At 55.1% G+C, this 14,273-nt stretch carries 14 protein-coding genes; 7 read left to right on the forward strand and 7 right to left on the reverse strand.

The genetic code is table 11. The features are described 5' to 3' along the window. Nucleotides 1–100: 100 nt before the first annotated feature. From QZ517_RS11405 to QZ517_RS11415, 3 genes are all read left to right on the forward strand, one after another. A complete protein-coding gene (locus QZ517_RS11405) occupies nucleotides 101–1,471 on the forward strand; it encodes a tryptophanase (RefSeq protein ID WP_294226853.1) in 1,371 nt (456 codons plus the stop codon). A gap of 375 nt (nucleotides 1,472–1,846) precedes the next feature. After that, nucleotides 1,847–3,127, forward strand: a complete 1,281-nt coding sequence (locus tag QZ517_RS11410; protein WP_294226856.1) for an MFS transporter — start codon at nucleotides 1,847–1,849, stop codon at nucleotides 3,125–3,127. Nucleotides 3,128–3,264: 137 nt separating this feature from the next. Then, the gene (locus QZ517_RS11415) at nucleotides 3,265–4,011 is read left to right on the forward strand and encodes a lysophospholipid acyltransferase family protein (RefSeq protein WP_294226859.1); all 747 of its coding nucleotides are present in this window, start codon (nucleotides 3,265–3,267) and stop codon (nucleotides 4,009–4,011) included. Between the two features lie 23 nt (nucleotides 4,012–4,034). On the opposite strand, the gene QZ517_RS11420 is transcribed toward QZ517_RS11415, so the two are convergent. From QZ517_RS11420 to QZ517_RS11450, 7 genes are all read right to left on the reverse strand, one after another. Continuing rightward, entirely contained in the window at nucleotides 4,035–4,916 is an 882-nt protein-coding gene (locus QZ517_RS11420; RefSeq protein ID WP_294226862.1) for a lysophospholipid acyltransferase family protein, read from the reverse strand. Between the two features lie 175 nt (nucleotides 4,917–5,091). Continuing rightward, nucleotides 5,092–5,802 carry a hypothetical protein gene (locus QZ517_RS11425; protein ID WP_294226865.1) on the reverse strand — a complete coding sequence of 237 codons (711 nt, stop codon included), beginning with the start codon at nucleotides 5,800–5,802 and terminating at the stop codon, nucleotides 5,092–5,094. Between the two features lie 83 nt (nucleotides 5,803–5,885). Continuing rightward, nucleotides 5,886–6,302, reverse strand: a complete 417-nt coding sequence (locus QZ517_RS11430; protein ID WP_294226868.1) for a hypothetical protein — start codon at nucleotides 6,300–6,302, stop codon at nucleotides 5,886–5,888. Then, complete coding sequence (locus QZ517_RS11435; protein WP_294226871.1) at nucleotides 6,303–7,277, reverse strand: DUF808 domain-containing protein; 975 nt, start codon at nucleotides 7,275–7,277, stop codon at nucleotides 6,303–6,305. It lies immediately after the preceding gene. A gap of 225 nt (nucleotides 7,278–7,502) precedes the next feature. Beyond that, entirely contained in the window at nucleotides 7,503–8,000 is a 498-nt protein-coding gene (coaD, locus tag QZ517_RS11440; protein WP_294226874.1) for a pantetheine-phosphate adenylyltransferase, read from the reverse strand. Nucleotides 8,001–8,119: 119 nt separating this feature from the next. Beyond that, nucleotides 8,120–8,554, reverse strand: coding sequence for a CBS domain-containing protein (locus QZ517_RS11445; protein WP_294226876.1), 435 nt, complete (start codon nucleotides 8,552–8,554; stop codon nucleotides 8,120–8,122). Between the two features lie 68 nt (nucleotides 8,555–8,622). After that, nucleotides 8,623–9,519: a LysR family transcriptional regulator gene (locus QZ517_RS11450; protein ID WP_294226879.1), complete on the reverse strand. Its 897-nt coding sequence runs from the start codon at nucleotides 9,517–9,519 to the stop codon at nucleotides 8,623–8,625. 100 nt (nucleotides 9,520–9,619) lie between these two features. Between QZ517_RS11450 and QZ517_RS11455 the strand changes: the two genes are divergently transcribed. The 4 genes from QZ517_RS11455 to QZ517_RS11470 all read left to right on the forward strand — a co-directional run. Next, nucleotides 9,620–11,119, forward strand: coding sequence for a CoA-acylating methylmalonate-semialdehyde dehydrogenase (locus QZ517_RS11455; RefSeq protein ID WP_294226882.1), 1,500 nt, complete (start codon nucleotides 9,620–9,622; stop codon nucleotides 11,117–11,119). A 151-nt stretch (nucleotides 11,120–11,270) separates the two neighbouring features. Further along, nucleotides 11,271–11,621 carry a hypothetical protein gene (locus QZ517_RS11460; protein WP_294226885.1) on the forward strand — a complete coding sequence of 117 codons (351 nt, stop codon included), beginning with the start codon at nucleotides 11,271–11,273 and terminating at the stop codon, nucleotides 11,619–11,621. Nucleotides 11,622–11,801: 180 nt separating this feature from the next. Continuing rightward, nucleotides 11,802–13,676 (forward strand): diguanylate cyclase, encoded by a 1,875-nt coding sequence (locus QZ517_RS11465; RefSeq protein WP_294226888.1) that lies wholly within the window; start codon nucleotides 11,802–11,804, stop codon nucleotides 13,674–13,676. 223 nt (nucleotides 13,677–13,899) lie between these two features. Next, the coding region (locus QZ517_RS11470; RefSeq protein WP_294226892.1) for an acyl-CoA dehydrogenase family protein at nucleotides 13,900–14,273 on the forward strand (374 nt) is incomplete at its 3' end.

Genomic DNA, 14,273 nt, shown 5'->3' on the forward strand with positions numbered 1-14,273 from the left:
GGGCGCTGAGCGCGGTCCGTAATGGACAACCGCAGCGCTTCGGCCCTTTCGTGTAAGTGTTGCCACGATACCTACAGGGCCGAAATTCAGGAGCCCTGTAATGAAAACTATCATCGAACCATTCCGCATCAAATCGGTTGAACCTATCCGCATGACCACGCGCGATGAGCGAAAAGCCTTGATCAAGGACGCACATTTCAACCTCTTTAGCCTGCAATCAGACGACGTGTTGATTGATCTTCTGACCGACAGCGGCACGGGCGCAATGAGCGCAACCCAATGGTCGGCCGTTATGCGCGGTGATGAAAGCTATGCTGGATCGCCATCGTTCTATCGGTTCCAGGCGGCTGTAAAAAATCTTATGCCGTTCAAACATGTCATTCCCACCCACCAGGGCCGCGCCGCCGAAGCAATCTTGTTTTCGATGTTTGGCGGCACCGGAAAAAACATCCCGAACAACACGCATTTTGACACCACGCGCGGCAACATCGAAGCGTCGGGCGCAGAAGGCCACGATCTGGTGATCGCCGAAGGTCTCGACCCCTCCAATCTGCACCCATTCAAGGGCAATATGGATTTGGCCCGGCTTGAGACTTATCTGCAGGAACACGGCGACACGGTGCCTTGCGTGATGATCACCATCACCAACAATGCAGGTGGTGGCCAACCCGTCAGCCTGGAAAACATCCGCGCGACCGCCGCTCTGGCGCGCAAATTTGGCAAGCCGTTTTTCATTGATGGGTGCCGTTTTGCAGAAAACGCATGGTTCATCAAACAACGCGAAGAAGGCCAGACCAGCCGCTCGATCACCGATATTGTGCGCGACTGTTTTGCCGTCGCCGACGGAATGACCATGAGCGCCAAGAAAGATGCCTTCGGCAATATCGGTGGATGGTTGGCATTAAACGATGATGATCTGGCTGACCAAGCCCGCAACCACTTGATCCGGACCGAAGGGTTTCCGACCTACGGCGGTCTGGCAGGGCGCGATCTGGAGGCCCTGGCACAAGGTCTGACCGAGATTGTGGACGAGGATTACTTGCGCTACCGCATTCGGACCAACACCTACATTGTAGACAAGTTGGATGCACTCGGCATCCCCGTGGTGAAACCTGCCGGTGGGCACGCCGTGTTCATTGACGCCCGCTCCTGGCTGCCTCATATCCCTCCGCTGCAATATCCGGGACAGGCTTTGGCCGTCGCACTTTATGAATTGGGCGGCATTCGCGGATGCGAGATCGGGACCGTTATGTTTGGGGCACATCCAGATGGAACCGAAACACCCGCAGCCATGGATCTTGTCCGCCTCGCCATCCCAAGACGGACCTACACCCAAAGCCATGCAGACTATTTGGTAGAGGTGTTCGAAGAATTGGTGGAGCACAAGGACAGCCTGAAGGGATTTCAGATCACCAGACAACCCGATTTAATGCGCCATTTCACCTGTCAGTTTGAAAGACTTGGGGACTGACATTCAGGCGGGCGATGACAAGAACGCCCAGAATTGCTTGCGTGGCGGCTAAGCCATGCGAGCAATTCTTTTGATCCTGACCGTTGGTTGGAATTGTAGGAATCATGCCTCAGAAGACGCGTTTAGTCGAAGCGCCTCGAAGGCAACTTAGCGCACAAAGTATGCCTCAGGCACAACCGCACCGTGGCAAGGTCTTCTCCGCATATTCAATACCCCGGTTTCCCACCCCCGACCGTCTCCTTGCGACGCTCTACTCTTTTGCTCAATTGGACACATCCCACGCCTGCCTAAACAAACTCTACCTTACTCCCCCTCTCAATACCCTCCTCTCGCGCTGCACTTGTATTCGCTGCCCAATCTGCCAAGTTCACCGACATGCCAGTCGACATCGAGTTTTCTTTCCATCAGCTAACCACCCCTGCCCGGCGGCATATTCGGATTTTCCAGATACAACAGTTTCTGGATCGCTTTGCGATGGGCTTGACGGTGGCCGTTGTCGCTTTGGCCCTGATCGACCGTGGTATGGACCTTTTCCAAATCTCGCTGCTGTTTGGCGTCTACTCGTTTACGACAATGGCGATGGAACTCCCGTTTGGCGGATTGGCGGATAAAATCGGGCGCAAGCCGGTCTTCATGTCAGCGGTTGTGGCAAGCCTGATATCGCTGGGTCTCTTTCTCTCATCCAGCGGCTTTTATGTTCTGGCATTGTCGTTTGCCTTCATCGGGTTCGGGCGCGCGTTGCGGTCGGGAACGCTCGACGCCTGGTTTGTTGAGAATTTCAGGACCATGGCCCCGGGCGTCGACATCCAACCCGCCCTGGCAAAAGCCCAATGGGCAAACGCTTTGGGTTTGGCCATCGGTGCGATCTGCGGAGGCCTTTTGCCTGATGCCTTTGGGGACGTTGCCGTGCAACACGGGTTCAGCGTGTATGACGTCTCCTACGCCGCAAGCCTGATCATGATGATGGTGTTGTTTGTCTACACACTCTTTGCGATCTCAGAGGAGCCGCGCCCGTTGAACGCCAAGGTGCTCGCGCAGGGCTTCAAAGACGTTCCTTCTGTGATCAAGCAAGCCGGTCTCCTCGCCTTGAAGCACCGCACGTTGTCGCTACTGCTTCTGGCTCTGGCCCTGTTTCTGATGGCAACAAACCCTGTTGAGGTATTCTGGCCCGCCCACGTGAAGGGGATGCTGAACAATGACTACGCCAGTTCTGCCATCGGAGTTCTCACGGCGACGTATTTTTTCTCCACGGCCTTCGGCGCAGCGCTGTCACCGCACATCAATCGAATGTTCAAGCGCCGACACGCTGTCACACTTTCGGCCGTGTTTGCCTGCCTCGCGGCACTGCAGATCGCCATGGCGTATCAGAGCGATATCGTCGGCTTCGTGGCGATGTTTATTTCGTTTTCAGTTGTACTTGGTGCGGCGGAAACGCCAGCCAGCAGCATTTTGCATGGCTGCGTTGAAAACCATCAACGGTCTACGTTGCTGTCTTTGCGCTCACTTGTGCAGCAGTTGGGCGCCGCATCCAGCCTCCTGTTGGTTGGAGGGATTGCTGAAATCTATTCGCTGCCTGTCGCTTGGGCGGCAAGCGCAGGGTTCCTCATGATTGCTGCCTTGCTGACCGGCATTTTGGCCAAGCGGTCAGTCACCTGAGATCGATACCCATCGTTCGGCCTTCACGCAGCATTTGGCAGTCTGGCCTCGAAACAAACCCTACTCTATTTCCCCCCTATCTTTACCTGCCGTAAGCCACTATCAGCCATAAGACTGCCTTTCACTTAGGACCTCCCATGCTTGCCACACTTGCCAAACGGACGCTGCTGATTGTCACCGGCCCGTTTATCTTCTTGTTTGTGGCCTTCATCCCCACGCTCTGCGGCAAACGTCCCGGCTTTCGCGGCTGGTTCTGGCGCACCGTCTCGCGCTGTTGTTCCTGGCTGCTGTGGTTTCTCGACGTGAAAGTCGAGATCTCCGACGCCGCCATTGAGGCCCTGCGCACCGACCAAAACTCCATCATCGCTGTGAACCACCGCAGCCATCTCGATGGTTTCTCGATGTTGCACGTGATCCCGGATCAAAAATGGGTCACCTTTGGTGCCAAGAAAGAGCTCTGCGAAGCAGCGCTTCTAAAACGCGGCTTTGACGGCGCAGGCCTCTTGAAGATCGACCGGCAAAAAGGCCGCGACGCACTCAGCTCCCTCACGGACGCCATCGCCGAGATGCCCAAACGCCGCTCGCCTATTCTGTTTGTCGAAGGCACCCGCGCCACCAAGCCGGGCCTCTCACCTTTCAAAGCTGGTGCCGTGTTGATTGCCCAACAAACCGGCCGCGCCGTGCGTCCCTTTGTGATCAGCCACTCCGACAAACTCTTGCCGCGTGGCAAATTTTTCCCGTTCAAAGGCAGCATCCACATCGACGTGTTGGATCAAATGAGCTTTGACGCGGAGGAAAACACCGACGCAGCTGTAACCCGTCTGCGCGCCGCCATGGCCGCAGCCTACGATGCGCAAACCGGCGAAACCACCGAGCAAGCCTAACGCCACCTGCCCTCAGAAAACTATCAGCGCCGCATATCTTTCCAGCGCCGCAGCAGCCAATACCATTGGTCCGGCTTGTCCAAAATGCGCGCCGACAGGTTGTCGTTAAACGCCTGTGTCATGGTGCGCGGATCGCTGGGTTCAATCGGCGCTTCAAACTCCACATCGATGTCACTGCTGTCATCGCGGCGGGTGCCAAACACCGGCATCAACGGCACATCGTATTTCAGCGCCAGACGCGCCGCCGACAAGGAGGTCAGCGCGTCAAACCCCAGAAACGGCATCATCTCGCCATCCACGGTTTTTTCATCCAGCAGGATCGCGACAAATCCACCTGACCGCAGGTGTTTGATCATGGCTTTGGTGCCATTGGGCCCGGTGGTCAGCGCAGGTTTCCCGCCCTGTTCAATGCCCCGTTCCAATAACCTCTGGTAATGTCGGTTGCTCTGACGTCGGTACACGCCAGCGGTTTCCATACCCCGATGTTTGAGCACCGCACGCACCGCTTCCCATTGGCCAAAATGCCCGGACACCAGAATGGCGCCTTTGCCTTTGTCCCGCATCTTTTCCAAAATCTCCAGCCCCGGCCCGGAAATGTGGAAATGCTCTTGCCCAGCCTGAAACCCAGTGTTGTGAAACACCTCAAACAAGGTGCGCCCCATGTTTTGGCCCATTTTGCGGCTGAGAGCCAACCGATCTGCCCGTGCCATGTCTGGATAGATCCGCAGAATCTCCCGATCAAACCGCCGCCGCGCAATGGGAATCCACCGCATGACCCAGCCGACCAGATAGCCCAGACTGCGCGCCCGCCCGTCAAATCCACGCCATTTGGAATAGGTGAGCGCGGTCCACAACGGAATGTAGCGCAGGTGCTGCCAGATGTATTTGAATGGGCGTGAGAGCATGCGCCCTATATGGGCATGTTTTGGGGCATGTCCACCGCAATATGGTTGGTGGCAGGGGAAATCTGAAATGCGCGTTTAAAAATTCTATTGATCAAGCGAGCAGTTTTGAAGGCTTTATTGAAAAGTACTCTCATCCCAATTCTCTGGGCCTTGAGTTGGAGCTTGGTTCCGGTCGTTATGACGCAGGAACCAAAATTCTAAGCTGTCCCACAACCTCAAAACCTAAGCCGCGCATGGTGTCCAACTCTTCGCCCGCCTCATACCCGACCATTGGGAGATCAGGAGCAATACTACCAACAGCCGCCACAGCTTCACGCGCCGCCTGCTTGCCATCTCCGGCCGAGAAAATGTTTGAAATACCAATACAGTCGTTTGACAGGTTGCCGATACATCCCGACACATAAACGCCATCCCTCTTTTGCCCGAAAACAAAGATGTCCTCTCGTGCCAAAAACCGTTCATTGAACATCCGAACATCCGTGGGCGAGCCGTTAAGCTTCCAAGCTTGCTCCCACAACTGCAAGTCATCGGCCGAGGTAACACGCGACCACCCTTCCCTCGGCGCTGCGCTCTGCACATCTCTCCAAATCCAGGACGCGCCAAACAGCACCCTAAGGTTATTCGCCACCTCACTGGTTTGGCAAAAACTGTCCTTCATTCCCGCATCACCGGAGAAGCGTTCCATGACCTTCATAAACGATTGAGAGACTTTCTCTGCGTGGTCATCTGTAAGGATCGTGAAGTGTGAATAATAAGGAGGCGGCTGATCAATCGCGACAAACGCATGTGGCAATCGTTCATAGTGAGCCTGATGTGCCGAAAAAACTGCTTCATATAGATCGGCATTGTTGTTGGCGGCAACAACGGCTCGAGGATCAATGGTCATAGAACTCACTCGCTTAACATTACAATTCACTCATAGGGGGGGGGGCGTTTCTAGACGCAAACAACCCCCAGGGGCGTATCGATTCACATTAAAGACGTAAGTGCTTCCCGCGCCACATCCACGCGCAAATCAAACCACGCATGCTTGTTGACGATGTCATCCACCTCAGCCCCAATAACTTGCAGCACATCCTTCAACTCACTCCCAGACATCCCTAGATATTCGGGGGTTTCACCAGACAGCACATTATAGAGCCTTCCCACGAATCCCGCGGACCTACCTTTTGCCCGCTCGGAAACTTTCAAACGCAAATCCAAAAGAAGCCGAAGCTCTCTCTGAGCGCGCGGCGCAAGAGACATACGTTGCTCAAAAGCGGACAGAGTAGACGGGACCGTGATAAATCGCATGTGGCGCTCTGGATAGATGGATCGTGTGCTGATCCACTTTTGGTACCACGGGCGCACCTCCCGGATCACCGGCAGGTCGACATCAACACGCACTCAATGCGCCGCCTTCTTGCCGCTCACCGCACCCCAAATCGGGCCGATCACCTTGGTGGCCACCGGGATCAACACTAATCCCAGCGCAACCCCAAACACGCCGTCCAGCGCCGCTTTGGTGGTCCAAGCCACAAAACCCTCATAAGCAGCGGGCACCGCGTGTCCCGCCAGATGCGCGATGTCGTGGATGTGATGGCCCAGCCAACCAAAGCCCAGCTCTTCCATACCGTGGATCACAATGGAGCCGCCCACCCAAAGCATCGCCGCCGTGCCAACAATGGTCAGCAGCTTCATGAAGTACGGCATACCCCGCACCAACCACCGGCCCAATGTGCGGGTCAGCGACAGGCGCCCGCCAGCATACATCGCCAGACCCACATCATCCATTTTCACAATCAGCGCTACAGAGCCATAAACCGCGACGGTGATGCCCACCCCGGCCACCGCCAACGTCGATGCTTCCATCCAAAAATTGCTTTCCGGAATACCCGACAGAATAATGGTCATGATTTCTGCAGACAGGATAAAGTCAGTCTTGATTGCCCCGGCGGCTTTCTTCTCCTCAAGGTGCGCTGCATCGCCGGCAACCTCGGTGTTTTCTACAGGATGCGCGTCATGCGGCACCAACAGGTGATAAATTTTCTCTGCACCCTCAAAGCACAGATACGCCCCGCCAATCATCAACAGGGGGGAAATCAGCCACGGCGCAAAATTTGCGAGCAGCAGCGCCGCTGGCAGCAAGATCAGCAGTTTGTTCTTGATCGAGCCTTTGGCAATTTTCCAGATGATCGGCAACTCACGTTTGGCCTCAAAGCCTTGCACGTATTTTGGCGTCACCGCCGCGTCATCAATCACCGCACCGGCCGCTTTGGCACTGGCCTTGGCCGCACCGGCCGCCACATCGTCAATCGACGCCGCTGCCACTTTGGCAATTGCTGCCACATCATCCAACAACGCCAGCAAACCGCCTGCCATCTTACGCACTCCCATTGCCTCAATCTGAGGCTATCTGTCCTGTTGGTTCTTCATGCCCCAATGCAGCAGATTTGCAAAGAGCTGTTGCTCGCCAAGGCGTTGCAGCGTGCGGCGCAGTCACACCTGCGCTCGCAAAAACGCACCGTTCAAAAACAGCCGCGATACAGACAAGTTACCGACGTGATTTTGGGCCTGAATTTCTTGTGTTAAGGCAACTGCAGCGGCTTAGGCTTTGCCCAACCGATCAAGCAGCGCCGTGTTCACCGCCGGCGTCACAAATTGCGACACGTCCCCATCCAGCCGTGCGATCTCTTTTACCAACTTGGACGCAATCGCCTGATGTTTCAGATCAGCCATCAAGAACACAGTCTCGATGCTGCTATCCAACGCACGATTCATGCCAACCATTTGATATTCATATTCAAAATCTGTGACAGCCCGCAGGCCACGCACAATGATCTGCGCGCCAACTTCTTTGGCACAATCGATCAGCAGGTTTTCAAACGGATGCGCAATAATCTCTGTACCGGTTTCCTTGGACAGCTTGGCGCATTCGCCTTCAATCATCACCACCCGCTCTTCGAGGTCAAACATCGGGCCTTTGTCGCGATTGATCGCAACCCCAATCACCAGCCGATCAACCAAAACGGCAGCCCGACGGATAATATCTATATGTCCCAATGTGATAGGGTCAAACGTGCCTGGATAAAGTGCGGTGCGCATATCTGCCTCCCCCGATGGGTCTTGCGGTCCTATGCGCACGCAACATTATTGCGCAGCCATTTGCAAGGGGTCATTAAGCCATAGGTAGTTCTGCGGGGCAAAGACGTACCGGTACGACTCTAATGCCCCATAATCATGCCTTCGAGCGCGTCTTTCTCCATCGCCAGTTCCGACAGCCGCGCCTTCACTGTATCCCCCAATGAAACAAGCCCAACCAGCTTGCCATCTTCCACAACAGGCATGTGGCGGAACCGCCCTTGGGTCATTCTCTCCAGCACGGACACCGCATCATCACTGCGACTACAGGTCACAAGCTCGGTGGTCATGTAGTCGTCGATTTTATCTGACATGCAGCCCGCACCGCGCTTAGCCAGTTCGCGCACAATATCGCGCTCCGACAATATCCCCGCGAGCGTGTTGCCGTCTGGCGAAACAACCACGGTCCCGATACCTTTGTCCGCAAGGATTTTGGCTGCCTCCTCCACCAAGGTTCCCGGTTTCACAGTCAACACTCCTTCAGAGCCTTTGGACTTGAGAATTTGGTGTACGAGCATGGCGATCTCCGCTTTAGGTTTGTTTTGGCGCTCCCTGAAAATTAGCGTTGCCGCATCCTAAGCGCTTGTCAAGTTTGGCCTTCTAGGTGGGCCACCTCATGCCGAATGCCTTCACACAGCGCCTCGGAAAAACGGTTCAACCGCTCAAGACGCCGATCGTCTGCATGTCGGATAAGATAGAAACTGCGCGTCAGACTGATTTCATCTTTCAAAACCTTGACCACACCGCGCCCCCAAGGAATGGCAAAGTCATGTACCACACCAATGCCCGCACCGCTGCGCACCCAGTTGAATTGCACCGATGCCGAATTGGAAGCCAGCCGCACGCGGTCGATCCCAGTTTCACTGAGGTAATCCAATTCCTTGTCAAAAATCATGTCCGGGATGTATCCCGTTACCATATGATCTTTGAGGTCTTCAACACAGGTGATTTTGGGACGGTTGCGCAGGTACCATCTCGCGGCGGCCAAATGTAATTTATAGTCCGTAATCTTTTGCACAGTCAGCCGCCCCGCCGTTGGCGCGCTTACCGCCACCACCAGATCCGCTTCCCGACGCGACAAACTCACAACCCGCGGTAGGGCCACAATCTGAATATCCAAATCCGGATTGTCATCGGCAATCCGTCCGCATACCCGCGGTAGGAGGTAATTGGCGACACCATCCGGCGCGCCAATGCGGATTTGTCCCGACAAGCCAGAGCTTTGGCCGACCATCTCTTCGGTGGCTTCCTGCAAACTCTGTTCGACACGCAGCGCATGCCCCATCAACCTCTGCCCGGCGTCTGTCAGTGCATAGCCAGTGGGAGATTTTACAAACAAGGGGGACTCAAACGCGGTTTCCAACCGCGCCACTCGGCGCCCCACCGTGGCAGGATCAACTTGCAACCGCCGCCCCGCCGCCGACAGGCTCTCTTCCCGAGCCACCGCCAAAAACACCCGCAGATCATCCCAATGTGCCGCCATGCTACCCCCGCCTATTTTTGCAAAGCCGTTTTGAACAGTTGCCTCTTTTCCGTTGATTTTTGCAAGCCTATTCTTTTGCCAAATGTCAAAGGAGGATGTCATGCAAGAGTTGACTCATTTCATCAATGGTGAACACGTCAAAGGAACGTCCGGCCGCTTTGCCGACGTCATGAACCCAGCAACGGGTGAAGTTCAGGCCAAAGTGCCCCTGGCCAATAAGGCTGAGATGGACATCGCCGTCGCCGCCGCACAAGCAGCTCAGCCCGCTTGGGCTGCTGTAAACCCTCAGCGCCGCGCCCGCGTGCTGATGAAGTTTGTGGACCTGTTGAACCGCGACATGGACAAGCTGGCGGAGGCACTGAGCCGCGAGCACGGCAAAACCTTCCCCGATGCCAAAGGTGACATTCAGCGTGGTCTGGAAGTGGCGGAATACTGCATCGCCGCCCCCCAAATGCTGAAGGGTGAATACACCGACGCAGCTGGTCCAGGTATCGATATTTATTCTATGCGTCAGGCACTTGGCGTGACCGCGGGTATCACACCGTTCAACTTCCCAGCGATGATCCCAATGTGGATGTTTGCCCCGGCAATCGCGTGCGGCAACGCCTTCATCCTGAAGCCATCTGAGCGTGATCCATCCGTGCCACTGATGCTGGCGGAACTCCTCGAAGAAGCCGGTTTGCCAAAAGGCATCATTCAGGTTGTAAACGGCGACAAAGACGCCGTGGACGCGATCCTGTATGACCCAATCATCCAGTCCGTGGGCTTTGTGGGCTCCACGCCAATTGCTGAATACATCTACGGTACCGGCTGTGCCCAAGGTAAGCGCGTGCAGTGCTTCGGCGGTGCGAAAAACCACATGATCATTATGCCGGACGCCGATCTGGACCAAGCTGCAGACGCACTGGTTGGCGCGGGTTATGGCGCCGCTGGCGAACGCTGCATGGCAATCTCCGTGGCCGTTCCTGTGGGTGAAGAAACAGCTGACAAGCTGCGTGACAAACTGATCCCACGCATCGAAAAGTTGAAAATCGCACCTTACACTGCTGGTGACGATGTGGACTACGGCCCAGTAGTGACCAAAGCCGCCCAGGAAAATATCCTGCGCCTGGTGCAGACCGGTGTCGATCAAGGTGCAGACCTTGTGGTTGATGGCCGCGACTTCAGCCTGCAAGGCTATGAAGAGGGATTCTTTGTTGGTCCGCACCTCTTTGACAACGTCACCAAAGACATGGACATCTACAAAACCGAAATCTTCGGACCTGTCCTGTCCATGGTGCGCGCCCAGTCTTATGAGGAAGCGCTCGGTCTGGCGATGGATCATGAATACGGCAACGGTACCGCAATCTACACCCGCGACGGCGACACCGCTCGCGACTTTGCCAGCCGTATCAACGTTGGCATGGTTGGCGTGAACGTGCCGATCCCTGTGCCACTCGCCTACCACACCTTTGGTGGCTGGAAAAAATCCGCTTTTGGTGACTTGAACCAGCACGGCCCGGACTCATTCAAATTCTACACGCGCACCAAAACTGTGACGTCCCGCTGGCCATCAGGCATCAAAGAAGGCGGCGAGTTCCACTTCAAACAGATGGATTGATCCAGACACAAATCTGTGTTCGTTTGTATACAAACGGGCGGCGTTACGCCGCCCGTTTTCCATTGTAAAAGGAAGTCGCGTTTTGTCAGTTTCGTTTCGGATTCTTACGACGCTAGGGCTGGTGTATGTGCACTACGCAGGCCACGCAAAAATGGCAGACACTCTGAACGCTTTTTCAGAATATGCACAGCATCCGGACTTTCGCCCCGGTCAAAAGCAGTTTGTTGATCTGAGCCAGTTAACGGGATGGGACGAAGACTACCTTGAGCTGATGAAAGCCCAGGCCAAAAAGGCAGAGACGTTTACCGGCAACAATGCACAGACCCTCATTACCTACTTTGCGCCAACCGAGATTGGACAAAAACTGGCCCGCCTTGCATTGCGCAGCTGGGAACCTTTTCCCTCGGTTGTGCCGATCATTCTGGATACCGAAGAGCAGGCCCTTGCCATTCTTGGCGTGCCACACACCAACCTCAATCAGCTGCTTAACCCTGCTGGATAATCACAACAGTTGCGTCGCGTTTCACTATGGCTGGACGTATTTCCGCGCGCTGGTTAAAGTTTGATCCAATAACCACTCATTTTGCGCTGACAAAAACAAGGATTCTCACTGCAGGATTAAGCTGCATTTAAAGGCTCTGCTTCACGGTTTCCGCAGCAATTTACGGCGAGACAACGGACTATGGCCCTCAGATATGCACGTGTGATCTTACGCGCCTTCACGTTTGTGATGACCTGCACCGTATTGTCATTGACCTCTCCAACCTCAACTCGGGCCCAGCAAGACACAGCCCAAATGTTTGACCTCTCCGAGGTACCGTTTGCCTCGCAGGGCAAGGTCACTTTGCGTGGTGACTGGTGGTTCCACTTTGGGTCACGCATACCTGCTCAAGACGCGGCAATGGCGGCATCTACAAATCAGCTGGATACCGTTCTGGTTCCACTCGACTGGGCGATGTCACTGCCAGATATCGATCAAAACCGTTATGCTCACGGCTACGCTACTTATGTCGTTCAACTCACCTTACCCTACGCCGCAGACACCCCGCTAACCATCGCATTTCCCCGGGTGGCTGACGCTTACGAAGTGTTCTGGGTGCCTCGCAACACGCCGGATAACGTCACCAGAATTGGCGGCAGTGGCCATATGAGCGGCCCCATTTACACATCTTACAACTCACAATCCTACCCTTTGGACTTCCGGGGCGAGGGCCACCTGGTTGTGCATGTGCGCAAGGAAATTCAAAGCTATGGCGGCATCGTTCGCGCGCCAATCATCGCTTCTGCCGAGCACTATCAAAACGCCCTGCAAATGGACCGCATTATTGACGGCCTTGTTATGGGCATCATTTTCTTCGCGGTGGTATTGAACCTATTTTTGTTTGTCGTGCATCGCAAGGATCCGGCAACGCTTCTGTTAGCCATGACGGCTTTTGCTATCCTTTTGCGCTCTGTGATCCTTGCCGGCTTGCTCGAAATTCTGTTTGGTTCTGAAATTCGCGGTTTCCGAATTCGTCTGGAATACGCGGGCATCTTACTGATCGCCTGGACCAGCTTTGCGCTGCACCAAACGTTGCTGTGGCGCCGGTTTTCCGATCTCAGCGCCCCTCTGCTTGCGGGTGTGGTCGCCATGCTTGGCAGCGCCATTCTATTTACGGCCCCCTTGCCGCTTGTCACCGACAACCTGATTTATGTGCAGCTGTACTGTGTAGTCATTTTTGGGATGATTATGGCCACCAGCATACGTGCAATCTCAAAACGCAAGCAGGATGCCTGGTTTTACACCCTTGGGTGGTTTGTGCCGCTTCTTGCGGGGGTCAACGATATTGTGGTGAGCCAAACATACAAAGGCGTTTACCTAATCAACTACGCCTTTCTGCTTTTCCTGTGTGTCTACAGCCTGAAAGTTGGTCGGCGCGTGACCGGGGCCATCAGCCGGGCTGACCTGCTGGATCAAGAACGGGCAACGTTGCAGCAATTGCATCGGGACGCAAAAGACACGGCCAGCCGCGACCACCTTACTGGCCTGCTCAACCGCCAAGCATTTGACAACGAACTCACGTTGGCATGGCGGGAAAAAGACCATTCAAATCAGGGCATTTCTCTGGTGATCTTTGACATCGACCACTTCAAACTTGTGAACGACACATACGGTCACCCAGCCGGTGACGATGTGTTACGTGCCGTTGCTGATTTGGTACAGGCCGCAAACCTGCGCCGGTCGGATCGGGTTTGTCGTTACGGTGGTGAAGAGTTTGTTTTGATCCTACCGGGCACTTCTAGTGAAAACGCCAAGATTGTTGCCGAACGTATGCGCAATCGTATAGCCGCATTGACCACCGAATGTACTGGCAACGTCAGTTTGCGCGTGACTGCCAGCTTTGGCATCGCCTGCGCGGAGCCTAAAACTGATCTGGAAAAATCCGAATTGCTCTTCCGTGCGGACGAGGCTCTGGATCACGCCAAGTCCTGTGGCCGCAACCGATCGGTGACCTACGCGCAAATGATCGAAGAAAACACAAACGCTGCCACACCTGGTCCAAAAGCAGCCAGTTAGTCCAGTGTCCATCTTGCAGAATTGCAAAATGACTATGCATTATATCGTCGTGATATCGCTATTTTTGCGCCATTAGCGCTTTGCAATCATTGTGTAAGGGTGGTAATTTAACACATGTTCAATTCGCGGAGGGGAGGCTGCGAATGGGCGACAGCGCCCCCTGCCCCCATCCGCACCCGCTTTGGCTCGGTCCCGCCGACGCCGCGATCTTGAAGGATGAGACATGGATTTTGCACTGAGTGAAGAACAGACCCTGATCTTTGATATGGCCAAAGGTTTTGCCGAGGAGCACATTGCACCTCACGCGCAGAAGTGGGAGTCTGAGGGCAGCATCCCCAAGGAGCTTTGGCCACAAATTGCTGAGTTGGGTCTGGGCGGCATTTATGTCTCTGAAGAATACGGCGGTTCTGGTCTGTCCCGTCTCGACGCCACCTTGGTGTTTGAAGCGCTGGCCATGGCCTGCCCCTCTGTTGGCTCCTTCCTGTCGATCCACAACATGTGCGGCGGCATGATCGACAAGTTTGGCTCTGAGGAAACCAAACAGAAATGGCTGCCGGACCTCTGCACCATGACCAAGGTCTTCTCCTACTGCCTGAC

It is taken from the genome of uncultured Shimia sp., from assembly GCF_913054185.1.
Classification (GTDB): domain Bacteria; phylum Pseudomonadota; class Alphaproteobacteria; order Rhodobacterales; family Rhodobacteraceae; genus Shimia.